The organism is Falsochrobactrum ovis (assembly GCF_003259955.1).
Classification (GTDB): Bacteria; Pseudomonadota; Alphaproteobacteria; order Rhizobiales; family Rhizobiaceae; genus Brucella; species Brucella ovis_A.
On record NZ_QLMK01000016.1, the window covers coordinates 1 to 26,372 of the forward strand.

Genomic DNA, 26,372 nt, shown 5'->3' on the forward strand with positions numbered 1-26,372 from the left:
AGCGCCGCTACAAACGGCGCAACCGGATCGAGATCATGTTCGGGCGTCTAAAAGACTGGCGACGTGTCGCTACGCGCTACGACAGGTGCCCTATGACCTTCTTCTCTGCCATCGCTCTCGCCGCAACCGTTATCTTCTGGCTATGAGCAATGAGTCCTGAGCCTAACCGATGGTTCCAGTTCAATTCCAGAGGTCAGAACGACGGTTACTTAATTACGATTGCATTTAATTGCAATAGTTTTTACGCAATTAAATTGCTCGCCCAATGGAGGAGGTTTTGTCAGCATCTAATATAAGCGAGGCGTGAAATCAGCCATTCACGACAATACAATTTGTCGGCATGCAAAAGTACAAACAAACTCAAAGAATGAGAACTTCGTTGATGCAATCAATCTGACGTAAACTTGAGCGTTCTGGTCTCAGCCCCAAAGCTTATAATATGTAGAGAATGGACTGATCTTCGTGGCTTGCACTGTCGAGCGACACTCGAAGCGGCTTAATTTTTGCGTTCGACCCTCATCGCTTCACCTTATCAGAAAACACACCAGCCTGATCATAACTCGCTGGCTGCTCCCTTTGGTCGTTAAAAACTGTGATTGCTATGACGCAACATATCAATACCATGCTGCCGGGCATTGCTGAATTACGACAAACTTGAACGGGTTTTTCTGATCAGAGCTACATGTAATCCTAAGTAAATCAAACAAGCGCAGGAGGATATTAATGCGTCAGGGATGGAGATGGTTTGGGCCTCATGACAGTGTATCACTGGATGATGTGAGGCAGGCGGGTGCGACAGATATTGTCTCGGCATTACATGAAGTCCCGATTGGCGACGCATGGACAAATGAGCAAGTGGCCGATCGTAAAAATTTGATTGAAACGACGCCTTCCGGACGCACACCGCTTATCTGGAGGGTAGTAGAAAGCATTCCTATTTCGGATAAAATCAAGCGAGAAGGACGTTCTGCGCGCCAAGATATCGCCGCATGGATCGCTTCAATGGAAGCTCTAGCCAAGAACGACGTTAAAATTATCTGCTATAATTTTATGCCGGTTGTTGATTGGTGCCGAACTGATCTTGATTATGAAATTTCCACTGGCGCTACTGCCATGTATTTTGATCAAAATCGATTTGCTGCGTTTGATTTACATATTTTACAGCGACAAGATGCGGAGCGGGATTATTCAGAAGAGGATCGCATTGCCGCTCGGGCAAGTTTCGAAGCTATGAGCCAGGCTGATATCGATCAGCTTATTTTCAATATTGCAAGCGCTCTTCCTGGCTCCACAACCGAGCCTTTAACGATTCCGGCCTTTCGAGACAAATTAGAAACTTATGCCCAAATTACTCCGCAAAAACTTCGCCAAAACCTCATTGAGTTTTTGGAAGAAGTGACCCCCGTTGCAGAAAAGCTTGGCGTATACCTGACTTTGCATCCTGATGACCCGCCACGCTCACTATTTGGTTTGCCACGTATTGCCTCCACTGAAGCAGATTATGCAGCTATCTTCGATGCGGTGCCTTCAGAGGCAAACGGCATGTGCTTCTGTTTCGGAAGCCTTGGTGTGCGCGCTGATAATGATCTGCCTAAAATGGCGAAGCGCTTTGCATCACGAATTTACTTCTCGCATTTACGGGCAACGACGCGACTGGGCGATGGCCGTAGTTTCTACGAAGCAGCCCATCTGGAGGGCGATGTTGATATGGTCGCTTTGTTACGTGTTTTGGTCGAAGAAGATCGTAAACGTGACAAAACCCGAAAGATAGTTTTCCGTTCAGACCATGGTCACAGAATGCTCGATGATCTTTCGAAAAAAGTTACACCGGGCTATCCAGCGATCGGACGTTTGCGAGGGCTAGCAGAATTGCGCGGCATTATTACGGCCTTAGATGCAGATGCTTTGTGTGATGGGTGAAACTAACGAGGCTGTGCATCCAATTTGATGCACAGCCCAATTTTTTAGGCTGTGTGATGGTTGGGCCTACAGGCCCGACCGCAGATTTAAGCGATCAAAACTATTATCTGAATAAGATAAACATACTTATTTTAAAGTTATCATGACAATTATCATTGATAATCGCGATTTATCATGATGATATATTGCCAACCCAGATAATGCTTAATGAAAAGAGGGGGGCTTATGTCGCTAAATCCTGATCGCTTATTTCCCATTGAAGCCGATGCTCGTCAGATTGCGCGCCGATTATACAAATCCGTAGAAAACTTACCGATTATCTCGCCCCACGGCCATACTGAGCCGGTATGGTATGCTAGAAATGAACCATTTCCCGATCCTGCCAGCTTATTTGTTAAACCGGATCATTATATTTTCCGTATGCTTTATTCTCAGGGGATTAGCCTTGAAAGTCTTGGTATTCCACGCAAGGACGGCAGTTTAGTCGAAACTGATGCTCGCAAAATTTGGAGAATTTTTGCAAGCAACTGGTACCTATTTCGCGCCACACCATCACGCATGTGGTTTGAGCATTCTATGGAAACGATTTTTGGCATTACCGAACGGTTGACCGCCGATAATGCTGATGTGTTTTTTGATCGTATTTCAGAGCAGCTAACACAGCCGCATATGCGTCCAAGGGCGCTCTATGAACGATTTAACATTGAAGCGATCTCGACGACAGATTCAGCGACAGATGATCTCAAATATCACGATGAAATTTTAGCATCGGGCTGGAAGGGGCGTGTGCTGCCCGCTTATAGGCCAGATGCTGTTATTGATGCTTCGCGTCCTGACTTTCAGACTGAATTAAAAAAGTTTTTTGAACTTGCCGGCACCGATCAAACCTATCAGGGATATTTGGAAGCACACCGTATCCGACGTGCTTATTTCATTGCCCGAGGCGCAACTTCTACCGATCACGGCCATCCCACCGCGCGCACAGCAAATCTATCGCCATTGGAAGCAGAGCGACTTTTTAATCGTATCCTCAAAGGTGATGTATCTCCAGAAGATGCTGAATTATTCAGGGCGCAAATGCTGACTGAAATGGCAGGGATGAGCATTGAAGATGGATTGGTCATGCAAATACATCCAGGCTCTATGCGCAATCATAATCCCATAATATTTGATAAATTCGGGCTAGATAAAGGTGCGGATATTCCACGCCCTACTGGCTATGTGGAAGAGCTAAAACCCCTGCTTGATGCTTACGGCAATGATCCGCGTTTAACGCTTATTATCTTTACCTTGGATGAAACCAGCTATAGTCGTGAGCTTGCGCCGCTTGCAGGACATTACCCGGCTTTGCGCTTGGGGCCCGCCTGGTGGTTCTTTGACAGTCCCGAAGGCATACGTCGCTATCGAGAACTGGTTACTGAAACGGCTGGTTTTTATAACACAGTCGGTTTCAACGACGATACACGAGCTTATCTTTCCATTCCAGCAAGGCATGATATGGCGCGTCGCGTTGATTGCGCATATCTCGCACGACTTGTTGCTGATCATCGTTTGGATGAAGATGAAGCTTATGAGGTGGCTCAAGATCTCAGTTACCGATTGGCAAAATCAGCATATAAAATTTAGTGGATCTGCTTGAAATGAACGAGGCAAATTTGAAACTATCAACTGCCACGCTAGCAACATTACCACAAAGCGTTGAACGTCCACTTTATAATCGAGCTGAGATTACAGCTGGCATCGTTCATCTGGGAGTTGGTGCGTTCCACCGTGCCCATCAAGCAGTTTATACGGATGATATTCTGCAAGAGGGACCGCCAGGTTGGGGAATTATTGGCGTCTCCTTGCACAGTCCTGCAACGCGAGATGCTTTGGAACCGCAGGATCATCTTTATACCGTCACAATCCGCTCTTCCAGCCAGGAAAAAGTCAGGGTCATTGGCAGTATTTTGAAACTACTCGTGGCTCCGGAAAGCCCGCAGGCAGTACTGGATGCAATGTGTGATCCACATGTCAAAATTGTATCTCTGACAATCACAGAAAAGGGCTATTGCTATGCATTTGCGTCAGCGAGCCTTGATGAGGCACATGCGGATATTATCCATGATCTGCAGAATCCTGAAAAGCCTCGATCTGCGCTTGGCTATATTGTTGAAGCATTGCATCGACGTCGCGAAGCTGGGCTTATGCCTTTCACGCTCTTGTCCTGCGATAATCTGCCCGATAATGGCCAGACGTTGAAGCGCGTCATTCTACAGTTTGCCAGTTTGCGTGATAAAAACCTGGCCGATTACATTGAGCACAATGTTTCTTTCCCCTCCACCATGGTTGATCGAATTGTACCGGCAACGACGGACGAAGATCGCGCTGCGATTACTGAAACGATTGGCGTGACAGATGCCTGGCCGATTATGACCGAAGCTTTTAGCCAATGGGTGGTGGAAGATAGATTTTTGTCTGGTCGCCCGGCTTGGGAAAATGTCGGCGTTACCTTCGTGGATGACGTCAGTGCTTTCGAATTGATGAAGCTTCGTCTTTTAAATGGCAGTCATTCTACAATGGCTTATCTGGGCTATCTTGCAGGGTGTGAAACCATTTCGGATGTCATGCAGAATAAAGATTTTGAGCGGTTCATCAAAGAGATGATGGATCAGGAGATCAGCCCGACACTAGCACAATTGGCTGGTTTTGATCTTGAATTTTATAAAAATGAACTCATTGAACGCTTTCAAAATGCGGCTTTAAAACATCGTACTTGGCAGATTGCCATGGACGGCAGCCAAAAACTACCCCAACGTTTACTGGGCACGATCAAGGATCGTTTAGCGCACGGTCAGCCGATTGATCGTTTGGCTTTAGGTGTCGCTGGCTGGATGCGTTACGCTAGAGGCGTTGATGAAAAAGGCGCTGTGATTGATGTTCGTGATCCACTGAAAGAGTTGTTTCAAGCACGTGTCCAGCCATATAAAACAGCTCCCGACATAGTGGCGGCCTTTTGTTCGCTTGAAGAAATATTTAATAGAGAACTGGCTGACGATAACCGCTTTAGAACGACTGTCTCGGCAGCTCTGTCACGTTTGCTAGAAGTCGGTGCCGCAAACGCAGTGGCAGAATTTATACCGCATAACTAATAATATTATGCTGCTTTAAGCTGGGTGGGGGATATGACCGTTGCACGAACTAAAAAAGCAGTGATCATCGGCGTTGGTATGGTCGCGCAAACGCATTTAGATGCAATAGCCGCATCTAATGCAGTCATTTTGCATGGTATTATGGGACGAGATAGCCAACGCGCGCTAGCATTTCATAATAAAGCAGAAGCTCAACTCGGTTATCGCCTGCGGCATTATAATAGAATTGATGAAATCGCGGGCGATGAAGCCGTTGATTTCGGCATCATCTTGACCCCGCCAAATGTCAGAGAGGAAATAATCACGCCTTTAGCCAAGGCCGGTAAGCATATATTGCTAGAAAAGCCGGTCGGCAGAAATAGCGATGAGGCCAGACAAATAGTCGATATTTGCCAGAAGCATGGCGTGTCTCTTGGCATTGTATTTCAAATGCGGATGCGTGAAGCTTCCAAAATTGCTGCAGAGATCATTCGTGATGGTGCATTGGGTAGGCTTGCTCTTTGCGAGGTCTCGGTTCCATGGTGGCGTCCGCAGACTTATTATGATGAGCCGGGTCGCGGCACCTATTCACGCGATGGTGGTGGTGTTTTGCTAACGCAAGCTATTCATATAATTGATTTAACCTTGAGTTTAACCGGGCGCGCGGAAACGGTTCAAGCTATGGCGGTTACGTCACGCATGCATGAGATGGAAGCGGAAGATTTTGTCACTGCCGGTATTAAATTTGCAAATGGAGCGGCCGGCTCGTTTATGGCTTCAACTGCGAGTTTTCCTGGATCTAGCGAGGTAATAGCTCTGCATTTTGAAAAAGCCACCTTACGGCTGCATTCAGGGCAGTTGGACATTCATTGGCATGATGGCCGCACAGAAACGATTGGTTCACAAGGGCAATCAGGAACCGGTGCTAATCCTATGGCTTTTTCACACGATCTGCATCAAGCGATCATTGAAGACTTTGCCGAATCTTTGGTCAAATTGCGCAAACCAGCCATTAGTGGAACAGACGCTTTGCCCGCCCATGCCTTGATTGATGCAATGTTGCTGTCGGCGAAAACCGGCTGTAAGGAACCGGTTATTGTTCGCTGATTAAGCAGAGCTCTATTTATTTATACCGATCAATCTATGCTATGGACTGATGAAATAGGTTATAATGGGTTACAAAGTACATAAATTATGTGCAGGCTTTGGATGTGTAGCCCCTAGGATGAATGACGGTTTCTGATATGGAAAATGTTCATAATAAGTCTTTGGCTCGTCATCGCGATGGAAGCTTGACGCGTAATCTTACCAATATTTTACGTGAAAATATTTTGGCCGGAAATCCTGCACCTGGCGAAAAACTGCCAAGTGAAGCCAAGTTAATTAAACAGCATAATGTGAGCCGAACCGTTATACGAGAAGCTATTTCAGTGCTGCGCGAAGAGGGGTTAGTTGAGCCTCGTCAAGGCGCTGGAGTTTTCGTGCTTGAGCCATCTTCAATCGCAGGTCCCATACTTGAAGGAATTGACCCTAAAAGAATTTCATCCGTTGTTGAAGCGCTTGAACTACGCACAGCGATTGAAGTGGAGGCTGCTTTTCTTGCGGCCTCACGTTGCTCGCCCCAACAAGAAGAAAATATTATCAGAGCGTTTCAAGAAGTTGGCAACTGTATTAAAAATGGACGTTCAACAGCTAAGGCTGACTTCGCTCTTCATCTTGCCATCGCTGAAGCAAGTAATAATCGACGTTTTGTTGATCTAATTAATTTGCTGGGTGGCGATATGATCCCTCGCGCAGCTTTTGGTCAGCGTGCTGAAATTGCTTCAGCCTCTTATTTGGATAAATTGCACGAAGAGCATCGCCGTATTGTGACTGCGATTTCCAATCGCGATCCCCTCGCAGCGCGAGAGGCTATGCGTGATCACCTTGCAGGCAGTCAGCGGCGATACCGGGCCTATCTTAATACACAAGCTGCCAACTTGTAATAATAAGTAGTTGACTTATTATTATGGCCACCCTAGCCTTATGATGAATGTCATCATAAGGGGTTATGGATCTATGAAGCCGGAAGAGTTGAAATACGCACTTGGTGCGGGTCTTTTATCGTTTCCTGTCACGCATTTTGACAAGAACGGTAAGTTTAATGCCGATAGTTACGGTGAGCATGTTTCATGGTTATCTGGTTTTGAAGCTGCAACATTGTTTTCGGCCGGTGGTACTGGTGAACTCTTCTCGCTAACTCCAGATGAAATTCCAGAAATTGCACGGGTCGCTAAGCAGGCAGCCGGCAATACACCCATTGTTTCTGGGTGCGGTTATGGTACGGAAATGGCAGTTTCTATTGCTAAAAATGTTGAAAAAGCGGGTGCGGACGGCATTTTGCTTCTGCCGCATTATCTGATCGACGCGCCGCAGGAAGGGCTTTACCAGCACGTAAAAAAAGTTTGCCAATCCATCGGGATTGGCGTGATGGTTTACAATCGCGATAATTCAGTTTTGGAAGCCGATACACTCGCTCGGCTTTGCGATGAGTGCCCAAATCTGGTTGGCTTTAAAGATGGTACTGGTGAAATTGGTCTGGTGCGAGAAATTACCGCTAAAATGGGCGATCGCTTGACTTATCTTGGCGGCATGCCTACGGCAGAGCTTTTCGCAGAGGCGTATTTGGGAGCTGGTTTCACCACTTATTCTTCGGCAGTCTTTAATTTCGTGCCCGCTTTAGCGCAGAAATTTTATAAAGCATTGCGGGCTGGAGATCGCGCTACCTGCGAACAAATTTTGATTGGTTTTTACTATCCATTTATGAAAATTCGCAACCGTGCGAAGGGTTATGCAGTGTCCGCGGTAAAAGCAGGCGTTAGATTGCAAGGCTTCAATGCTGGCTCAGTGCGGGCGCCTTTGACCGATTTGACGGCCGAAGAAGAAGAAATGTTATCGCAGCTTATTGGTGAATATAAGCGATAATTTATAGTACCTTGAATAAGCCCGATTACTAGGTCGGGCTTATTTTAATTCAGTAAGTTGTGTCTGACTATATCGGCGATGACTACGGGTCAGGTGCGCATGCATTGCTTTTTTAGCGGCCTCATTATTTTGTGCACTGATCGCTTCACAAATGCTTTGATGCTCATCAATAGTCATTTGAATGTAATCTCGGGTAATAAGATCGGGAAAAAGTTTTTCGGAAAAAGCCGGTTGTGGAATTATTCTTAAGCTCATGAGCTGAAAAAACTCAAGAAACGCATTATTATTTGTCGCTTCAGCGATAGATTGGTGAAACGCAAGGTCCAATTGATCCAATTTTTCTTTGTTATCCAGCGATTTTTGGAAGTTTTGATGTATTTCCCAAATCTTGGCTTCTTGCGCCCATGTGTGGCGTCTAGCAGCTAGTCCTGCGGCATGGACCTCAAATGCGAGCCTTAATTCAAGCAAGTCAATTGTTGACGCCTTCATTTGTGTTAATGGCGCGAGCGAGCTAATTTCTTCTGAATAAGCGGGTTGTAGTGGGCTTTTTTCACTTATAAATACGCCCACGCCGTGGCGTGAAATTAAATGCCCTTCGGTCCTTAAAGCGATCACCGCCTCACGGATAATGGTGCGACTAACGGAAAATTGCTCGGCAAGTTCGTGCAGTGTTGGAAGCTTTTCGCCAGGTTTGAGTTTATTTTCTGAAATATAATTCTTAAGCGCTTCAATTGTGCGGTTGGTGAGAGTCTGCGACATAGAATGCTCCGCTATTAATATAACGTAGCATGGGTCAAGGCGCGAACAGTCCGGCCAATCTTGCTACATTTATTTTAGATCCAAAAGGCATGCTTAATGGGTGCCTTTGAAGAGAGATATGATCTCATTGTCAAAGCCAACATTCAAGGTCAATTGTTAAACCGCTTAGCTCTGCCAAAATTGTCGAGAGCCCGACAAATCTTTGTTCTTACATCCATTTCTTGGGGTCCACGACAATAAGTGATATTATCTTATGTTTTTTAGCTTGACATGAGATAGTACTTCATAACTTATTACGATGAGTTAATTGCGCGCCCGAGGCGGCAAATCAGTGTCACTAATCCGGCCAGGCTTCTGTCAAGTTAGATTAAGGCCAAGACTATCGTCGCAAGAACTTATGCATATGGGGAGCGTTTGATGACAATAAATGGGGAAATTGTTCGGGTAGGCGTCGATATAGGGGGGACATTTACCGATGTCGCCATGGAGGTTGGTAACAAGCTCCATTCAACGAAAGTTTTGACCGATTATTCTTTTCCAGAAGAGGCGATCGTAAAAGGTATTGGGCAGGTAGCGCAGACTGCTGGCGTCGCTTGGAGCCAGATCGACACTATAATTCACGGAACAACGCTAGCGACCAATGCTTTAATTGAGCGCCGTGGCGCTAAGACTGCTTTCATAACCACTAAAGGTTTTCGTGATGTGTTGGAAATGCGCACGGAAAGCCGTTTTGAGCAGTATGATTTGAACATCACTTTACCCGCTCCTTTAATTTCTCGTGATGAGCGTTTTGTGCTTGATGAGCGTATCGGCGCAGATGGAAAAGTTCTCAAAGAAATAAACCCGGCAGAACTTTCTGACCTATGTGACCTGATCATAAGTCGCAATTATGAAAGCGTGGCTGTTGGTTTCATCCATTCTTATTTGAATGCAAGCCATGAAAAACAGGTTCTGGACTGCTTATTGGCTAAGAAACCGGATTTGTCTGTATCGATTTCGGCTGAAGTATCGCCGCAAATGCGCGAGTTTCAGCGTTTTAATACTGTTTGTGCAAATGCTTTCGTTAAGCCCTTGATGGCTTCTTATCTTAATCGATTGGTTGGTAGGTTGCAACGTGAGGGAGCGGATTGCCCTGTCTTTATGATCCATTCCGGGGGCGGAATTATTAGCGTTGAAAGCGCAATAGAGTTTCCAGTGCGTTTATTGGAGTCAGGACCTGCAGGAGGCGCAATTTTCGCTGCCGATATAGCTATGCGCTATGGCATTGATCAGGTCGTCTCATATGATATGGGCGGGACAACTGCCAAGATCTGTCTCATCAAGAACCAAATACCTAAAACATCTAAGACCTTTGAAGTGGCGCGGACTTATCGCTTTAAAAAAGGAAGCGGCATGCCAATTTCCATACCGGTCATAGAGATGGTGGAAATTGGTGCCGGTGGAGGGTCGATAGCAACTGTTGATTCAATGCAGCAAATCCGCGTCGGCCCGCATAGTGCAGGGTCAGAACCCGGGCCAGCCTGTTACGGACGTGGCGGCCAACAACCAACCGTGACAGATGCAGATTTGATGCTTGGGCGACTGGATCCTGATGCTTTCGCTGGGGGCGCGATGAAACTGCATGCATCAGCGTCTAGTCATGCAATTCGCGAACATATTTCTTCAAGTCTCGAGCTTGATGAAGTGACTAGTGCTTATGGCATCAGTGAAGTTGTTGATGAGAGTATGAGCAATGCGGCGCGTATGCATGCGGTTGAAAGCGGCGAAGAATTATCTGAATTCACCATGATCGCTTTTGGCGGCGCAGCACCACTCCATGCAGCACGTTTATGTGAAAAACTAGCTATTGATGAACTGATCATTCCACCGGGGGCCGGTGTGGGTTCAGCCATTGGTTTTTTGCGTGCGCCATTCGGTTATGAAAGTGTGCGTAGTGCTTATTGTAAGCTGAGCGACTTTAACGCAGACACAGCAAATCATATCATTCGCAGTCTTGTCGATGAGGCGGTTTCTTTTGTCAGACAAGGCGCGCCCGATGCCGAGCTGGATTTAGAATGCACCGCCTATATGCGCTATGTGGGGCAAGGTTGGGAAGTGCCTGTTACCATTGAGGTGCGCGATTATTCGCCTGCAGATGTTACGCACATTAAAGCGCTTTTTGATGATGCTTATACACATATGTTCGGACGGATTATTGACGGTTTGGATATCGAAATCGTCAGCTGGTCGCTACGCGCAACCTCCAAACTAATCATGCCGCAGCCACGTGAAAAAGTGGCAAAGAAACAGCGAGCGACAGCGGAAACTACCCGCCAATTGTTTGATGCACATTTAGGCCGCTTCCTAGAGGCATCGATCATCGCTCGCAGCGCGATGCAATCCGGCGACTTTATCCCAGGTCCGGCAATTATTACCGAGCGCGAAACGTCGACTATTATTACCGCCAGCCGTGAGGCCGTGATGCAGCCAGATGGCAGCCTGCTCGTGCGTAAACAAAATCAAAATTAATGGGGGCATGATATGGTAAACAACGCAGTCTCTGATGTTCACATGCAAATCATGTGGAACCGGCTGATTTCAGTTGTCGAGGAGCAGGCTTTAACCCTGATCCGCGCGGCATTTAGCACCAGCGTGCGAGAATCGGGCGATTTATCCGCAGGTGTTTTTAATCAAAGCGGCCAAATGATTGCACAGGCTGTGACCGGTACCCCGGGCCATGTGAATGCTATGGCCGAAGCGGTAGGCCATTTCATCCGCGATATCGGTGTTGAGAATATCTATGAAGGTGATGTCTATATAACCAATGATCCCTGGAAGGGCACCGGGCATCTTCATGATTTCACTGTAGTTTCGCCCAGTTTCCGTAAGGGCAAGCTTATCGGTTTCTTTGCCTGTACAGCGCATGTGGTTGATGTTGGCGGACGTGGTTTTGGACCAGATGCCAATGAAGTCTATGAGGAAGGGATTTTTATCCCGATAATGAAATTTGCCGAACGGGGTGTCGTTAACAAGGATCTCGTTAATATACTGCATAATAATGTTCGGGAGAGCGATCAGGTTGTGGGTGACGTTTATTCACTCGCGGCCTGTAATGAAATCGGCCAGCGTCGCCTGATGGAGATGATGGATGAATTTGCACTTGCGGATTTAGAAGATTTAGCCAAGTTTATTTTCAAACGTAGTTATGATGCTACTATAGAAAGAATTACAGCGCTGCCTCGAGGTTCTTTCAATAATATTATGCGGGTGGATGGTTACGATTCACCGATTGATATTGCCGTGCGGCTGGATGTGAACGAAGATCATATCCTTGTTGATTTTGATGGGACATCAGCCCCAAGTCCTAAAGGAATCAACTGTCCGCTGATTTATTCCGCAGCCTATGCTTGTTACGCTATAAAATGTGCAATTGCGCCAGAAATTCCTAATAATTATGCGTCGTTATTGCCATTCCGAATTAGTGCGCCCAGCGATTGCATATTGAACGCACAGCGCCCAGCTCCGGTATCTGTGCGCCACGTATTAGGGCATTTGGTGCCCGATGCGGTTTTTGGCGCAGTTCATAAAATGTTACCCGGTTCGGTGCCGGCCGAAGGTTCGGGTGCATTATGGAATTTGCATGTCAGCGTACGGCCATTGACGGGTGAAAATGCGCCGCAAGATGGGGGCAGAAGGGCTGAGGTTCTGCTGTTTAATTCTGGCGGAATGGGCGCGCGGCCGTTGCAAGATGGATTACATGCAACCGCTTTCCCAAGCGGTGTGCAATCAATGTCGATCGAAGCTACCGAACATGTGGGGCCTGTCATTTTTTGGCGTAAAGAATTACGCGATGGCTCGGGTGGCGCAGGCGAATTCAGAGGCGGCATGGGTCAGATTGTTGAAATTGCTCCGGCAGCAGGCCACGAGTTTTATTTTAACGCAATGTTTGACCGTGTGGATAATCCCGCACGCGGCAGAGAAGGTGGCGGCGATGGCGCGCCGGGTGCTGTGTTGCTTGATGACGGTAGCGTACTTGCAACAAAAGGCCGCCAGCATGTGCCTTCGGATCGTCGGCTTGTGTTGAAACTGCCGGGTGGCGGCGGATATGGATCTCAGTCCAATCGTTCAGAAGAAGCAAAACGGCGTGATCTGAAGCTTGAATATGTCAGTAAGGCCTAAACCCATAATATGAGGATTACACTAGGCTAGTGGGATCGGCTGAGAGAGCGATTGGCAATTAAGCATAGAATCTATGCGAATTTTCTTTCGCTCTCTTCACTATGATGCGTGATAATACGCCGACTTTGCAGGTAGAATTACAAAGCGGAAATAGTGATTTTAAACTACCATCTTTATTTACTGGTTTAGAAAATCAGTTCGAAGGGGAGTAAAGACATCGATTAAACGTCCAGCTTCGAGTGCAGTTACTCCATGGGTAACACCGCTTGGTACTATAAAGCTGCCCCCGCTTTCCATGATTTGCAACTCGCCGCCAATGGAAACTTCAAAGCGGCCCTCTGCGACATAGCTCACCTGCACATGCGGGTGTGAATGAAGAGCCCCGACAGCTCCTTTTTCAAAGCTGAATTCAACTTGCATTAGCTCATCTGTATGGATGAGGACACGGCGCTTTGTCCCCGCACCTGTGTCTGTCCAAGGTGTCTCATCAGGTTGAGAAAATAGTTTCACAGACATAATTCACCTCGCTAACCAACCACCATCGACTGGTATTACGGCACCATGTATATAGTTTGCAGCATCGGACATTAAAAATACCGCGGTGCCACCAATATCAGCCGGTTTGCCCCACCGACCAACCGGAATACGCGCCAAAATTTCGGCAGAACGATGCGGGTCATCACGGATGGCTTGCGTGTTATTGGTTTCAATATAGCCCGGCGCTATGGCGTTGACATTGATACCTTTAGCGGCCCATTCATTAGCTAAAAGTCGAGTAATACCCAGCACTCCGCTTTTCGAAGCCGTATAGCTGGCCACTCTGATGCCGCCTTGAAAGCTAAGCAGGGAAGCAATGTTGACTATCCGGCCTTTGCGTCCGGCTTTGATAAGCTGACGACCAAAGGACTGGCTGAGGAAAAACAGTGTTTTAAGATTGATATCTATCACACTGTCCCAATCCTCCTCTGTAAAATCAATGGCATCCACCCTTTTGATAATACCGGCATTATTTATGAGGCCATCAATGGGCCCATATTTTTGCCAGCAATCATCCAACATGGCCTGCGCATTTTTTGCATTGGAAAGATCGGCTTCAACTTCTATCATTTTACCGCCAGTTTCTTTTATCATTTGAGCGGTTTCAGACATTGAAGAACGAGCGAGACAAATCACCGTTGCGCCAGCTTGTGCCAATGCAACCGCAATACCTTGCCCTAGGCCGGTATTGGCTCCAGTGACAATAATTTGCCGATTATCGAGTGAAAACAGCCTGTTAGAAGAAACGACCATTACATTAAATCTTCCGGTTGAATGAAATCCATATCCGTATAATCAACATTATCCCCCGCCATAGCCCAGATGAATGTGTAAGAACCAATTCCTGCGCCGGAATGGATTGACCAGGGCGGTGAAAGAACTCCCTCCTCGTTGGAGACAAAAAGATGACGGGTTTCTTGCGGCTCACCCATCAAATGGAGAACGCGCGATTCTTTGGCCATGCCATAGTAAAGATAGGCCTCCATTCTGCGGTCGTGGATATGAGCAGGAATAGTGTTCCATACAGAGCCTTCTTCCAGCGTCGTGTAACCAAGCACCAATTGACAGCTTTCCATCACCAAAGGATGGATAAATTGATTAATTGTGCGTTTATTTGATGTTTCAGTAGAGCCAAGTTTTACTTCTTTGCTTTCTGAAACGGTTATTAATTTGCTTGGAAGGCTACGATGAGCCGGGCATGATGTAATATAAAAACGCCCCTGACCTGTGAGGCTTATTGGGCCGGTGCCAGCGCCCAGATAAAGAACGTCACCGTGGTTTAATATATAGGTCTCATTATTCGCGGATACGGATCCGGTCTCGCCAATATTAACAATACCCATTTCACGTCGATCTAGAAAATTCGGAGTTTTGGTTTCTTCCACTTTGTCCAAAATCAGTGTGTTACCATTAGGAACTGCACCGCCAATGACAAAGCGATCATAATGCGTGTAAATTAGATTTATTTCGCCTTCACGAAACATATTTTGAGCCAAGAAATGCTTGCGTAATTCTGCCGTATCTAATGTTTTAGCATATTCCGGGTTCACGGCCTGTCTGGTCGTAACAGCTAGCATTGACTTCCCCTGATTTGAACTTTGATTATTTGGTAAAGCCAACATCAACATGTTTGTTGCTATTGACCTCTACTAGATTCTTTGGCGACCTTTGCTTTGATTATTTAAATAGACTGGGCAGCCATAAAGAAAGCGCAGGTATATAAGTAACCATACCAAGCACGATTAACGCGGCTGTATAAAACGGCCAGATCGAGCGCATGGCCTCCCAGATAGTTATTTTGCCAACCGCCGCGGCGACATATTGCACAGCACCCAATGGGGGCGTGTTCAGACCAATCCCCAAGTTCAAAATCATTATGACACCGAAGTGTACAGGATCGACACCAAATGCGATCACCAATGGCAGAAAAATAGGTGTAGTGATGATCAGTAGCGGCGCCATATCCATGAATGTACCGAGCAGTAAAAGCAAGAAATTGATCAAAAGCAGGGCGATGATTGGATTTTCCGACACTGAGCGCATCGCTTCAACCAGATAAAATGGCACCTTCATATAAGCCATAAGCCAGCCGAAAGATGACGCTGCACCAATGATGAAAAGGACCATAGCTGTGGTGCGGATTGCACCAACCGTAGCCTCAACAAAATCTCTCCAATTCATCGTGCGATAAATTGTAATGGTGACCAGAAATGCATAGATAACTGCTATGCAAGAGCTTTCAGTTGCGGTGAAGACCCCTGAGCGGACGCCGCCAAAAATAATGGCGATCAACAACAGGCCTGGTATTGATAATAGGAGATAATATCCAACTTTTCGAAAGCCCTGAAACGGCTCGGTCGGATATCCGCGTTTGATTGCAACAAGATATGCAGTGAGAGCCAAAGCGCCAGCTAATAGCAATCCTGGTATAATGCCCGCAGTAAATAAATCTGCGATAGAGATATTGCCGCCACCTGAGATGGAGTAGATGATCATATTGTGGCTTGGTGGCAATAAGAGCGCGATGAGAGCAGCCATGGATGTGATATTGACCGCATAATCGGCCCCATATCCGCGTTCTTTCATTTGCGGGATCATAATGGCGCCGACTGCTGCGGCTTCTGCAACCGCTGAACCTGAAATGCCTCCAAACAACGTTGAGGCAGCAATATTAACTTGCCCAAGTCCGCCCCGTACATGGGCTATCAATGAGCTTGAAAAGGCAATCACGCGAGCGGCAATTCCGCCTCTTACCATCAGATCACCCGCATAGATGAAAAACGGTATTGCCATAAGCGTGAATACAGAAACACCTGAAGAAACGCGTTGAAAGACGACCAGTGGAGGCAATCCGAGATAGGCAACAGTGGCTAAGCTGCTTAAGCCCAAACAAAATGCAATCGGCGTGCCAATCACCATGAGACCGGTAAAGACCCCAAATAATATGAAATATTCCATCGCTAAATCACTCCGCAACTTCAGAGTTTATGCTGATTTGATCCACTGGCTCGCCGGCAAAACGTAAGGCAATGCGCTCTAAGATAAAAAGGCAGATAAGAAAGCCGCTTACGACGATCGGTAGATAGGTAACGCCCGTGGGAATACCGAGAACCGGAACGCGAGCCGACCAGGTTTGAACCGTCAGCTGTAAGCCATAGTGGAACATGCCTAAGCCAAAGATCAAAATCGCTAAATCTGAAAGGCTTCGTAGCCAAGGGGTTGCGGATTGAGGCAAGAAATACAGTAATACATCAAAACCCATATGGAATTTTTCACGCACGCCAACTGCAGCGCCGAGAAAAATAAACCAACTCATAATAAGTATAGATGTGCCTTCCGTCCAAGAGGGCGAATTATTCAAAATGAAACGAGCGAAAACTTGATAGCCAACAATAATCGTCATGGCCATCATGCCGATCGCTGATATAAAGAGCGCTATAGTTGAAATATATCGCAAGATTACACTGGCGGCGAGCAAGCGTTTTTTCATAATCAATCTCCGGCGGAACTTGGCCACAGCAGTTTGAGTGCTGTGGCCGTGCAGATTATTGAACCGCCTGGATACGCTTCAGTAGATCTTGCAATTTTGGATCTTGGAGATGCTTTTCATAAACAGGCTTCATTGCATCAATGAAGGGCTCTTTGTCGATTTCTACAAACTGGCTGCCCGCGGCTTCGACTTTCTTACGCGACTCAATTTCTTTCGCAGCCCAAAGCTCACGTTGTTTTGCCACAGAATCTTTTGCTGCTTTACGAATAGCTGTCTGATCTTCAGGGGATAATTTATCCCAAGATGACTTAGCCATAACCAGAACTTCTGGAAGCATCAAATGTTCGTTGACAGTAAAGTATTTAGCAACTTCAAAGTGTCCGGCTGTATCATAGCTCGGTATATTGTTTTCAGCGCCATCAATAACCCCGGTTTCCAAGCCAGAATAAACTTCCCCATAAGGCATAGGAGTGGCATTAGCGCCAATCGCATTGACCATATCGACGAAAATATCAGACTGCTGAACGCGGAATTTCAGACCTTTGAAATCTTCCAATTTAGTGGCCGGATGTTTGGTATTATAGAAAGAACGCGCGCCACCATCATAATAGGTAAGGCCGATCAGACCATGATCTTCAAATTTTGAAAGAATTTCGTCGCCAATTTCACCATCTACAACTTTATGCATATGGTCGACCGAGCGGAAAACAAATGGGAGCTGCATAACCGTCAGCTCAGGAATTTGTGTGCCAAAGGAACCGATTGATATGCGGTTCAAATCAATCACACCAAATCTCGTCTGTTCGATTGTGTCCTTTTCTTCACCCAGCTGGGCTGAGTGAAAAACTTCCACCGTATAACGACCATCGGTAGCTTTATTGAATAGTTCACCAAAGTGCTTCACGCCCTCAACGGTTGGATAACCATCCGGATGGGTGTCCGATGAACGCAATATAGTCTGAGCGCTGACACTACTTACAAAAATAGACGTCGCCAATGCAGCAACTGACATAAATGACATGTACTTCATCTGATAGATCTCCCATATGCCATTTTACCAATCTGATTATTTTTCAGTTGCTGGTAAAAGGCTCCCCTTTAATCGTTAAGCTTGTCTTTTAACTCGACAAAATCGAACCGATTGAAAAAGAATATGGAAGAGATTTACCTTAGTCAACACACAAGATTGTAAACTTGTATGACCTCTTGACCTGTTTCTGGGTAAAATATTGGAATTAATATCTATTTTATTTTGCAATCATAAATACATTTGAGAGCGAAGTTTTCTATAGCGTTGCTGGCTGGCTGTTAGATGTTGGCGCATTGCCTGCCTTGCACCTTCTGGATCGCCTTCGGTGATCGCAGACATGATTGCTTGATGCTCGTCGCGCAATTTATTGAGATAGCCCTGACTTAAAGTGCCGGTGTCATTTTCCAGCAGAGTTCTTGGAATTGATCTTTGCCCTAAATTATCAATGATTTCAGTGTAAACTGGGTTGTTTGTAGCCACAGCTATGGCGCGGTGAAACGCAAAATCCAGAACCGCAGTTGATTGGCCATCTTCGATTGCTCGCGTAAAGGCAAGATGCTGCTGATGGATATCTTCTTCTTGCAGCGTAGTGCGCCGAAGCGCCGCTAATCCTGCGGATTCAATCTCAACCGCGATTCTGAGCTCCAGTATATTCAGGGCCTCATGTATGCCGCCGGAAAGTGTTTGAGCAGATAAAAGCGATGATGGATGCGAGGCGGATTTGATATAAGAGCCTGCTCCATGACGAGTATGCACAAGATCTTTGGCAACTAAAGTGCTAATTGCTTCGCGAATGACGGTGCGGCTGACCGCAAATTGTTCACATAATTCCTGCTCACTTTTCAATTTGTCGCCGACTTTTAATGTTCCAGCGGCAATTTGCTCTTGCAGAGTGTCGGCTACTTTACGAGCAAGTTTACGCGTATCCCTCATTGTTAATCTTTCTGTTTGGAGTCGTTCACAGTTGTATAATAACAGGAAGCGGTAATTTAAAAAAGCGTTTTGAGTACTGATATTATGGCGCTTTATCGGCGCAGCTTGTTGACTAAATCTTATTATCTTACTAGTTTTGGCCGAGCGACAACTAAAAGTCATCATACAAGATGGGTTTTGTGCTGCCTAAGCTGCATAATCATGTGGGTAGTAGGCCTTGCAGTTAAAACTATCACATTACAATAAGTGGGAACCGCTATGAGTTTGAATTACCAGACAGCTAGAGTGGCGCAAATAAAACCATCACCCTCGATTACGATTTCAGTAAAAGCGCGTACATTGGTAGCCCAGGGGCGCGATATCATTGACATGAGTCTAGGCGAGCCTGATTTTGATACGCCGGAGCATATAATTGAAGCGGCCTATCAGGCTATGCGTAAGGGAAATACACGATATACCGCGCCAGATGGCACAGCCGAGCTAAAGGCAGCAATAATCCATAAGTTTAAAACAGAAAATGGTTTAAATTTTACCCCACAGCAAATTTCCGTAGGTAATGGCGCAAAACAAGTTATTTATAATGCGCTGGCTGCAACATTAGATGAAGGTGACGAGGTCATCGTTCCGGCACCTTATTGGGTTTCCTACACTGATATGGTGTTGCTTTTAGGTGGCAGGCCGGTCGTAATTCCTTGCTTATATAGTGAAGAATTCAAACTCACACCGGAAAAATTGGCCGCATCTTTGACTCCCAAAACCAGATGGCTACTCATTAATTCACCGTCCAATCCATCAGGTGCAACCTATACTCGCGACGAGCTTGTGGCACTTGGTGAAGTTTTGGAGAAATACCCCAATGTCTTGATTATGTCGGACGAAATTTACGAGCATATTCTCTATACAGACGAAAAATATTGCTCATTTTTAGAAGCTTGTCCGAATTTGCATGAGCGTATGCTCATCGTAAATGGCGTGTCTAAAGCTTACGCCATGACAGGGTGGCGTATTGGTTATGGTGCAGGTCCGGCCGGTTTGATTTCGACGATGGGTAAGCTGCAATCGCAAATTACGTCCAATCCATGTTCAATTTCACAAGCAGCAAGCATCGCAGCTTTGACGGGGCCGCAGGATTTTCCAGCAATGGCTTTGAAAGAATATCAGAAGCGTCGTGAAATTGCAGTGGCCGGTTTTGAAGCTATTCCTGGTCTAAATCTGGTGCCCCCATCCGGAGCTTTTTACGCTTTTCCAGAAATTACTGAATTATTGGGTAAACGCACACCTGCCGGACACGTCATCACCAATGGTACTGATTTTGCAGCCTATATGCTTGATCAGGCTGGGGTTGCTGGGGTGCCGGGCGGAGCGTTCGGGCTGGAAAATTACTTCCGCATATCTTTCGCTTTATCACAGGAAAAACTTGAAGCGGCGCTCAACAATATGCGCACGGCTGTTGCTCAATTGGTGTGAACCATTATCGGATTGAAGTGAAAATGAAATATAATCGCATAGTTTTAACCGGCGCATCTGGTGCTTTGGGCAGCCGTTTGAGGAAAGATGTCGCAAAATACTGCAATATTTTGCGGGTCTCCTCATTAGATAGTTTAGGCGAAGCAGCGCCTAATGAAGAACTTTTTGAGTGTAACTTGTCTGACAAAGACGCCGTTAAAGAGCTTACACGGGATGCCGATCTGATTTTGCACTTTGGTGGCGTTTCAACCGAGAGCACTTTCGACAATATTTTGAATGGAAATATTATCGGCTTTTATAATGTCTATGAAGCTGCGCGCCAAAACGGTGTTAAGCGTATTATATGGCCAAGTTCCGTACATGCGGTGGGGTTTTATGATCGATTAGATCTGCTTGAAACCGATTGTCCCGTCCGCCCTGACAGCCTTTATGGTGTTTCCAAAGTGTTCGGCGAGGGGCTCGCGCAATATTATTGGGACAAGTTTAAACTTGAATCTGTTTCCATTCGGATCGGTTCTTGTTTTCCTGAGCCAACGAATTGGCGCATGATGACAACGTGGCAAAGCTATGCGGATTTATTGCGTCTGATCGAGCGCTGTCTGATTGTGCCGCGTGTGGGGCATACTATCGTTTGGGGTATCTCAAATAATGATCAAGCTATTTGGGATAATCGTAAGGCTGGCCATTTAGGCTACAAGCCGCAAGATAATTCTGAAGTATATCGTGATAAAATTTTGCAAACCACCGATTACCCTGAGCACGATTTCCCGGGATTAGTTCTACAAGGTGGTCATTTTGCAACAGACGGGCATTTTGAAGATAAGGTCTAAACGCAGAATCCCTGCCAACAGAGATATATAATCATATGAGGGAAGAGATGGTTGATCAGGTTATTTTAATTACTGGCAGTTCGTCCGGTATTGGCGCGGCATTAGCTCGGCGTCGGGCACAGCCCGGTGTTGGATTTGTTTTGCATGCTCGCCACTCGGGCGAAGCGCTTGAGCGTGTTGCGGCTGAGTTGCGCGCAAAAGGCGCGGAAGCCGTGACATTGCTTGGTGATTTAGCCGATCCGGCCACGCCGTTAGCATTGGTTGAACTGGCTAAAACAACCTATGGTCGCCTTAATATCCTTGTGGCAAATGCCGGTTTTCCGCTATTGAAAAGCTTTGAAGAAGGCACAGAAGCCGATATCGAATATGCCTTCCGTGGAAATCTGTTTAGCCTATTTGCTTTGGCAAGGGCTGCACGACCATTGATCAATCAACAGCCGAACGGCCGTATTGTAGCGCTTGGTAGTTACACAGCGCATGTCTTTCGCAATGATATGCCGCTTTTCCCTATGTCAGCGGCGTCCAAAGGTGCCGTTGAGACTGCAGTTCGCAGCCTAGCAATTACATTCGCAAAGGAAGGGATCACTGTGAACTGTGTTGTGCCAGGGCATATTGATAAAGAAGCCGGCACAAGTGACGGAGTTGATCAGGAAAAAATTGATAAATTTAAAAATCTTATACCATTGCAGCGTACCGGCAGGCCAGACGAGGTCGCTGCGGTAATAGAATTCTTGATATCACCGGATGCATCCTATGTGACGGGTCAAGTTATCCATGTGAATGGCGGTTTGATTTAATAAATTCCTTATAACGGCTGCTAAGTCCGTTGAACCAATCTGCAACCCCTGACTGACGTTAGGGGTTGTCACATCAGACCGCAATTTTACGCTTGATCAGGCAGGCTTCCGGTTAAAACATAACGAAGGATTTGAACAACTTGTTCAGGTCGTTCCGCAACAGCCAGAGCAGCCGCATCAATCTCTTTCAAAGCGTGCTGATGCTCAGCTTCATGCAGCACGATAAGCGACTTTCCTAATGCCGACGCTATGCCTGCGTCAAAAGCGGCGTTCCATTGGCGATATTTTTCGCCAAACCGAACCACAACAATATCAGCCTGAGCAATGCCGTGCCGGGTGCGGATAGCGTTGATCTTAGCGCCTTTATGATCATGCCAGAATTTGCTGTCCTCACGGCCCAATATCGCAACTCCGCAATCATCACTCGCGTCGTGATCAGTCACCGGACCTGTGAAGCTGACATCCAGTCCTTTTGCGCCGTCGATAATTTGATCGCGCCAGTCGGTATGAATTTCTCCGGAGAGATAAACTTTCAAAGTCAAAGTTCTACTCCTTTTCCCGTTATCTTCGATAGCCTCTCATAAGGCCCGAGCGAGTTTCAACGTCTTTAACATATCTACGGATGGTATCAAACCATCAAAGACAAGGCTAATCGATCGACCTGCGGTCTATCGAACTCGCTATTATTGATCCCAATTATACTCTTGTAATTTTGATAATACATCTGTATTTTAGCCCCGTCGCAATGGATGGGCCAGGTATACCTTTCCGGAGCGAATTGAATATTGCTGTTTGGAAATGGATGGTCCGTTTTCCAAGGGAGGGTTCCATGAAGAAGCTTGCAACAGCAGCGGCGCTCGCTGCATTTTTGTTGCCGATGCCAGCAATGGCGCAGGATGCGCCCGGTACGATTAAAAAAGATAGCTATCGTTTTGTAATTGTGCCGAAAGTCGTTCATCCCTGGTTTGACAAGGTAAATGAAGGTGCGCAGCAGGCTGCAGCAGCTTTGAAAGCCCAGACCGGCGCGAATGTCGAAATCATATATTCGGCCCCACAAAGCGCGGATGTTGTTCAGCAAAACCAGATTATTGATAGTGCGATTGCTACCCGTCCTGATGGTTTAGCGCTCGATTTGCTCGATCCATCAGGAAATCGCGCATCTTTGGAAGAAGCGCAGTCGCAGGATATTCCGCTGGTACTTTTTGACTCTGTACCACCAGAGGGCATGTCGATTACCTATATCGGCTCCGACTTTTGTGAGCAGGCAAAAATAGCTGCGCGTCGTCTCGTTGAAGTTTTGGATGGCGAAGGCGAAGTTGCAATTATGATGGGCGTGCCGACGGCACCTAATCATTCAATTCGTGCTGAATGCCATCGCGAAGTATTTGCCGAGCATCCAGGCATCAAAGTCGTTGCCGAAGGCATCGACAATGACAGTATCGAAATCGCACAGCAGCAAGCTGCCGCGATCATGCAGGCGCATCCAAATCTGAAAGGCTGGGTTGCGTCCGATGCCGCCGGTCCGATCGGCATTGGTCAGGCAATCGTTGAAGCTGGCAAGGAAGGTGAAGTGGTCCTTGTGGGTCTGGATAACCTGCCGGAAATGCTCGACATGATCCGCAGCGGGGTAGCTGATAGCTCGTCAGCATCGCAGCCCGAATTGCAGGGATATTGGTCGGTTATGACCCTTTGGGCACAGGCAACGGGCGCGCCGGTTCCTGGTTACATCGACACAGGCAATGCTTTCCTCACCAAGGAAAATATTGGCGAATAATCACCCGACTTAATGTTGCTGGGGCACGGGATTACCCGTGCTCCGATTTTTTCGTATGCTTGTATGGTTCAATTGAAACCGACCCATACGGCAGCAGCCAAGGTGTCCATCATGGCATATCTTGAAACGGTTGGGTTAGGTCGTGACTTTCCAGGTGTTACTGCGCTTGACGGCGTTGACCTGAAAATCGAACTTGGCCGCACTCATATTCTTGCCGGCGAGAATGGTGCCGGAAAATCCACACTGGTAAAAATCTTAACCGGGACTGACAATGCTTCGCGCGGTCAGGTGCTTATCGACGGTCGTGATCCGGTTGCAGATCCCGAACTTTACAAGAACGTGGCCTATGTGCCTCAGGAGCTAACGCTCTTCCCGCAAATGAGCGTTGCTGAAAATCTTTTCATGCCGTTCAGCCGAACCGGACATGGCGGATTTCTTGTTAACCGCAAGTCGCTCATGGAAGAGGCAAAGTCCTATCTGGAGCGCTTTGGCATTGAGGCGAGACCAGACGATCTGGTCGCTAATATTTCGGTATCGGATCAGCAATTGTTGCAGATCGCCCGCGCCTGTACGAATGAGCAGATGAAAGTGCTCATTTTAGATGAGCCCACTTCCTCATTGACGAGAGTGGAGGTTGAACGGGTTTTCCGGGTTATCCGAGGTTTGCTCGACCGAGATCACGCTATCGTTTTCATCAGTCACAAAATGGAAGAAGTATTCCAAATTGGTGATGATTACACGGTATTGCGCAATGGCTCAAAGGTCGATAGCGGCAAGATCAGCGATATTACAGAGGCTGATCTCATCCGCGCCATGTCTGGGCGCGATCTTTCCTTTGATGAACATTTCCGTCCTGCTCACCCGACTGCTGACATTATCATGCAGGTACGCGGGCTTTCAGGCCCGCGTTTTGAAAATATAAATTTCGATCTTCGTAAGGGTGAGATTCTCGGCTTTGCGGGGCTTGTGGGCGCAGGACGCTCGGAAGTTATGCAAACGATTTTCGGCTTTCTGAAGTCTAAGGGCGGCGAGGTGACAGTTGAAGGCAAAAGCTGGAACCTCAACGATACTTCAAGCTCGGTTTCCAACGGTATGCTCTATCTTTCAGAAGAGCGTAAACATCACGGAATTCTGCCGCTTTTATCTCTACGCGAAAACATTGGCATTTCGATACTGGAACTAACAAGCGGAAAGTTCGGAGTATCTAATCGTCGCGAACGCAATATTGTTCAGAAAATCATTGATGATTACGGCATTCGCACTTCGGGTATGGGCAAGCGTATCTCGGAGCTTTCAGGTGGCAACCAACAGAAAGCTATTATTGGGCGCGCTATGGCCACCCGGCCTCGTGTTCTGATTTTTGATGAGCCAACCAAAGGCATTGATATCAGGACAAAGTCCGAAATCTACCGAATTATGAAAAATCTGGCTGAGGAAGGCGTTGGCGTCATTCTCGTATCGTCCGAACTCAATGAACTGCAAAAGTGCGCGAGCCGCATCATTACCATGCATAACGGCCACATAACTGGTGAATTTTCCACCAGCGACACAAACAATGAAACTCTTGTGGGCGCGATCTTTGGAACAGAGGTAAAAACCGATGCCAACTAACCCCCTCTCCAATCTCATTCGCACGCCGCTTGCCGGTGTGTTCGTTGCCCTTTTGGTGATTTTTGCCCTTTCGGCAATCATCTCGCCTTATTTTCTAACCCCTTACAACCTGTCGGTGGTTGCGCGTGGTTTGGCATTTGTAGGCCTGATCACCATTGCCCAATCCATGCTCATGGTGCTGGGTGAACTGGATCTTTCGCTCGGCGTGATTGGCGGTTTATGCGGTGTCGCATCGGGCATTTTGATGGTTCGTATGGGGTTTGAACCATATTCTGCCATGCTGATGGCCATTTTGCTGGGTTTGGCGCTCGGTCTGTTCAATGGCTTTCTCGTTACCTTCTTGCGCCTTCACTCGCTTGTTCTGACCATTGGTACGGCCGGGATTTTTGGCGGCGCTAATCTGGTACTCACGCGAGGTGTGGCAATCACCGGAATCCCAAGGGATGTCCAATATCTTGGGCGTGGTGATCTCTTTGGCATTCCTGTGCCATTCATCATTATGTTTGTGGCTCTCCTTGTTGCTACTTTCGTAATGCTGAAAACCCCATTTGGTCGCTATATGTACGCGATTGGTAATAATCGTGACGGTGCGCGTATGCTCGGCATCAGGGTTGACCGTGTGCGTTTGCTGGTGTTTGGCGTTGCCGGGGCGATTTCCGGACTGGCGGGCGTACTGATGGTTGCTCGTTTGGGCACCGCACAACCTTCTATTGGCGATGGCTGGGTTCTGGCTCCAATTGCTGCCTCTGTCATTGGTGGTGTCGCCACAACAGGCGGTATCGGTAGCCCTATCGGCGCAATTTTTGGCGCGGGCATTATCGCAATCATTGAAAACATTATCGTTCTGTTTGGCGTCTCGCCTTACTGGCAAGGCATTGTCTCTGGAGCGATTGTCGTCCTGGCTATTTCGTTCGACTCCATATCTCGTCGTTATTTGCGACGGGAAACACAGTGAATTGAGCGCCATTGGGACCTTATTGGGGACCTGGGAG

24 protein-coding genes are annotated in these 26,372 nt (G+C 47.0%); 15 read left to right on the plus strand and 9 right to left on the minus strand.

Annotation, left to right across the window (positions count from 1 at the left end; translation table 11 throughout):
• The 7 genes from C7374_RS13580 to kdgD form a co-directional block, all read left to right on the plus strand.
• The coding region (locus tag C7374_RS13580; RefSeq protein ID WP_146612710.1) for a transposase at positions 1-146 on the plus strand (146 nt) is incomplete at its 5' end.
• Between the two features lie 577 nt (positions 147-723).
• Positions 724-1,920 carry a mannonate dehydratase gene (gene uxuA, locus C7374_RS13585; RefSeq protein ID WP_111576172.1) on the plus strand — a complete coding sequence of 399 codons (1,197 nt, stop codon included), beginning with the start codon at positions 724-726 and terminating at the stop codon, positions 1,918-1,920.
• Positions 1,921-2,145: 225 nt separating this feature from the next.
• A complete protein-coding gene (gene uxaC / locus C7374_RS13590; protein ID WP_111576173.1) occupies positions 2,146-3,546 on the plus strand; it encodes a glucuronate isomerase in 1,401 nt (466 codons plus the stop codon).
• A gap of 14 nt (positions 3,547-3,560) precedes the next feature.
• Entirely contained in the window at positions 3,561-5,051 is a 1,491-nt protein-coding gene (locus C7374_RS13595) for a mannitol dehydrogenase family protein (RefSeq protein WP_170130255.1), read from the plus strand.
• A 33-nt stretch (positions 5,052-5,084) separates the two neighbouring features.
• Complete coding sequence (locus tag C7374_RS13600) at positions 5,085-6,137, plus strand: Gfo/Idh/MocA family protein (RefSeq protein ID WP_111576174.1); 1,053 nt, start codon at positions 5,085-5,087, stop codon at positions 6,135-6,137.
• Between the two features lie 122 nt (positions 6,138-6,259).
• Positions 6,260-7,015, plus strand: a complete 756-nt coding sequence (locus tag C7374_RS13605; protein WP_245412673.1) for a FadR/GntR family transcriptional regulator — start codon at positions 6,260-6,262, stop codon at positions 7,013-7,015.
• Between the two features lie 73 nt (positions 7,016-7,088).
• Positions 7,089-7,994 carry a 5-dehydro-4-deoxyglucarate dehydratase gene (gene kdgD, locus C7374_RS13610; protein ID WP_111576175.1) on the plus strand — a complete coding sequence of 302 codons (906 nt, stop codon included), beginning with the start codon at positions 7,089-7,091 and terminating at the stop codon, positions 7,992-7,994.
• Positions 7,995-8,033: 39 nt separating this feature from the next.
• Here the strand turns inward: kdgD and C7374_RS13615 are convergent, their stop codons facing one another.
• Positions 8,034-8,753 carry a FadR/GntR family transcriptional regulator gene (locus C7374_RS13615; protein ID WP_111576176.1) on the minus strand — a complete coding sequence of 240 codons (720 nt, stop codon included), beginning with the start codon at positions 8,751-8,753 and terminating at the stop codon, positions 8,034-8,036.
• 417 nt (positions 8,754-9,170) lie between these two features.
• Between C7374_RS13615 and C7374_RS13620 the strand changes: the two genes are divergently transcribed.
• Positions 9,171-11,261 (plus strand): hydantoinase/oxoprolinase family protein, encoded by a 2,091-nt coding sequence (locus tag C7374_RS13620; protein ID WP_111576177.1) that lies wholly within the window; start codon positions 9,171-9,173, stop codon positions 11,259-11,261.
• A gap of 12 nt (positions 11,262-11,273) precedes the next feature.
• Positions 11,274-12,911: a hydantoinase B/oxoprolinase family protein gene (locus C7374_RS13625; RefSeq protein ID WP_111576178.1), complete on the plus strand. Its 1,638-nt coding sequence runs from the start codon at positions 11,274-11,276 to the stop codon at positions 12,909-12,911.
• A gap of 177 nt (positions 12,912-13,088) precedes the next feature.
• Here the strand turns inward: C7374_RS13625 and C7374_RS13630 are convergent, their stop codons facing one another.
• The 7 genes from C7374_RS13630 to C7374_RS13660 all read right to left on the minus strand — a co-directional run bounded on the left by C7374_RS13630 (position 13,089) and on the right by C7374_RS13660 (position 19,066).
• Complete coding sequence (locus C7374_RS13630) at positions 13,089-13,427, minus strand: cupin domain-containing protein (RefSeq protein ID WP_111576179.1); 339 nt, start codon at positions 13,425-13,427, stop codon at positions 13,089-13,091.
• 3 nt (positions 13,428-13,430) lie between these two features.
• A complete protein-coding gene (gene kduD / locus C7374_RS13635) occupies positions 13,431-14,201 on the minus strand; it encodes a 2-dehydro-3-deoxy-D-gluconate 5-dehydrogenase KduD (RefSeq protein WP_111576180.1) in 771 nt (256 codons plus the stop codon).
• Complete coding sequence (gene kduI / locus C7374_RS13640) at positions 14,201-15,025, minus strand: 5-dehydro-4-deoxy-D-glucuronate isomerase (RefSeq protein ID WP_111576181.1); 825 nt, start codon at positions 15,023-15,025, stop codon at positions 14,201-14,203. Before kduI ends, kduD begins: the two co-directional genes overlap by 1 nt.
• Before the next feature lie 100 nt (positions 15,026-15,125).
• Positions 15,126-16,406 (minus strand): TRAP transporter large permease, encoded by a 1,281-nt coding sequence (locus tag C7374_RS13645; RefSeq protein WP_111576182.1) that lies wholly within the window; start codon positions 16,404-16,406, stop codon positions 15,126-15,128.
• Positions 16,407-16,413: 7 nt separating this feature from the next.
• Positions 16,414-16,938 (minus strand): TRAP transporter small permease, encoded by a 525-nt coding sequence (locus C7374_RS13650; protein ID WP_111576183.1) that lies wholly within the window; start codon positions 16,936-16,938, stop codon positions 16,414-16,416.
• A 55-nt stretch (positions 16,939-16,993) separates the two neighbouring features.
• On the minus strand, positions 16,994-17,968 hold the full coding sequence (locus tag C7374_RS13655; RefSeq protein WP_210205134.1) for a TRAP transporter substrate-binding protein: 975 nt from the start codon (positions 17,966-17,968) through the stop codon (positions 16,994-16,996).
• A gap of 228 nt (positions 17,969-18,196) precedes the next feature.
• Positions 18,197-19,066 carry a FadR/GntR family transcriptional regulator gene (locus C7374_RS13660; protein WP_245412674.1) on the minus strand — a complete coding sequence of 290 codons (870 nt, stop codon included), beginning with the start codon at positions 19,064-19,066 and terminating at the stop codon, positions 18,197-18,199.
• A gap of 93 nt (positions 19,067-19,159) precedes the next feature.
• Here C7374_RS13660 and C7374_RS13665 point away from each other — a divergent pair, with 93 nt between their 5' ends.
• Genes C7374_RS13665 through C7374_RS13675 form a run of 3 tightly spaced genes read left to right on the plus strand, consistent with a single transcriptional unit; the run spans position 19,160 to position 21,995 of the window.
• Positions 19,160-20,368, plus strand: a complete 1,209-nt coding sequence (locus tag C7374_RS13665) for an aminotransferase class I/II-fold pyridoxal phosphate-dependent enzyme (RefSeq protein ID WP_170130256.1) — start codon at positions 19,160-19,162, stop codon at positions 20,366-20,368.
• Between the two features lie 23 nt (positions 20,369-20,391).
• The gene (locus C7374_RS13670; RefSeq protein ID WP_111576186.1) at positions 20,392-21,198 is read left to right on the plus strand and encodes an NAD-dependent epimerase/dehydratase family protein; all 807 of its coding nucleotides are present in this window, start codon (positions 20,392-20,394) and stop codon (positions 21,196-21,198) included.
• A gap of 47 nt (positions 21,199-21,245) precedes the next feature.
• A complete protein-coding gene (locus C7374_RS13675) occupies positions 21,246-21,995 on the plus strand; it encodes an SDR family NAD(P)-dependent oxidoreductase (protein WP_210205135.1) in 750 nt (249 codons plus the stop codon).
• A gap of 86 nt (positions 21,996-22,081) precedes the next feature.
• Here C7374_RS13675 and C7374_RS13680 read toward each other — a convergent pair whose 3' ends face one another.
• Positions 22,082-22,537, minus strand: a complete 456-nt coding sequence (locus C7374_RS13680) for a YtoQ family protein (protein ID WP_111576188.1) — start codon at positions 22,535-22,537, stop codon at positions 22,082-22,084.
• 287 nt (positions 22,538-22,824) lie between these two features.
• Here C7374_RS13680 and C7374_RS13685 point away from each other — a divergent pair, with 287 nt between their 5' ends.
• The 3 genes from C7374_RS13685 (at position 22,825) to C7374_RS13695 (ending at position 26,335) form a co-directional block, all read left to right on the plus strand.
• Positions 22,825-23,769, plus strand: a complete 945-nt coding sequence (locus tag C7374_RS13685; RefSeq protein ID WP_111576189.1) for a substrate-binding domain-containing protein — start codon at positions 22,825-22,827, stop codon at positions 23,767-23,769.
• 111 nt (positions 23,770-23,880) lie between these two features.
• Positions 23,881-25,380, plus strand: coding sequence for a sugar ABC transporter ATP-binding protein (locus C7374_RS13690; RefSeq protein ID WP_111576212.1), 1,500 nt, complete (start codon positions 23,881-23,883; stop codon positions 25,378-25,380).
• On the plus strand, positions 25,370-26,335 hold the full coding sequence (locus C7374_RS13695; protein ID WP_111576190.1) for an ABC transporter permease: 966 nt from the start codon (positions 25,370-25,372) through the stop codon (positions 26,333-26,335). Before C7374_RS13690 ends, C7374_RS13695 begins: the two co-directional genes overlap by 11 nt.
• Positions 26,336-26,372: the final 37 nt, after the last annotated feature.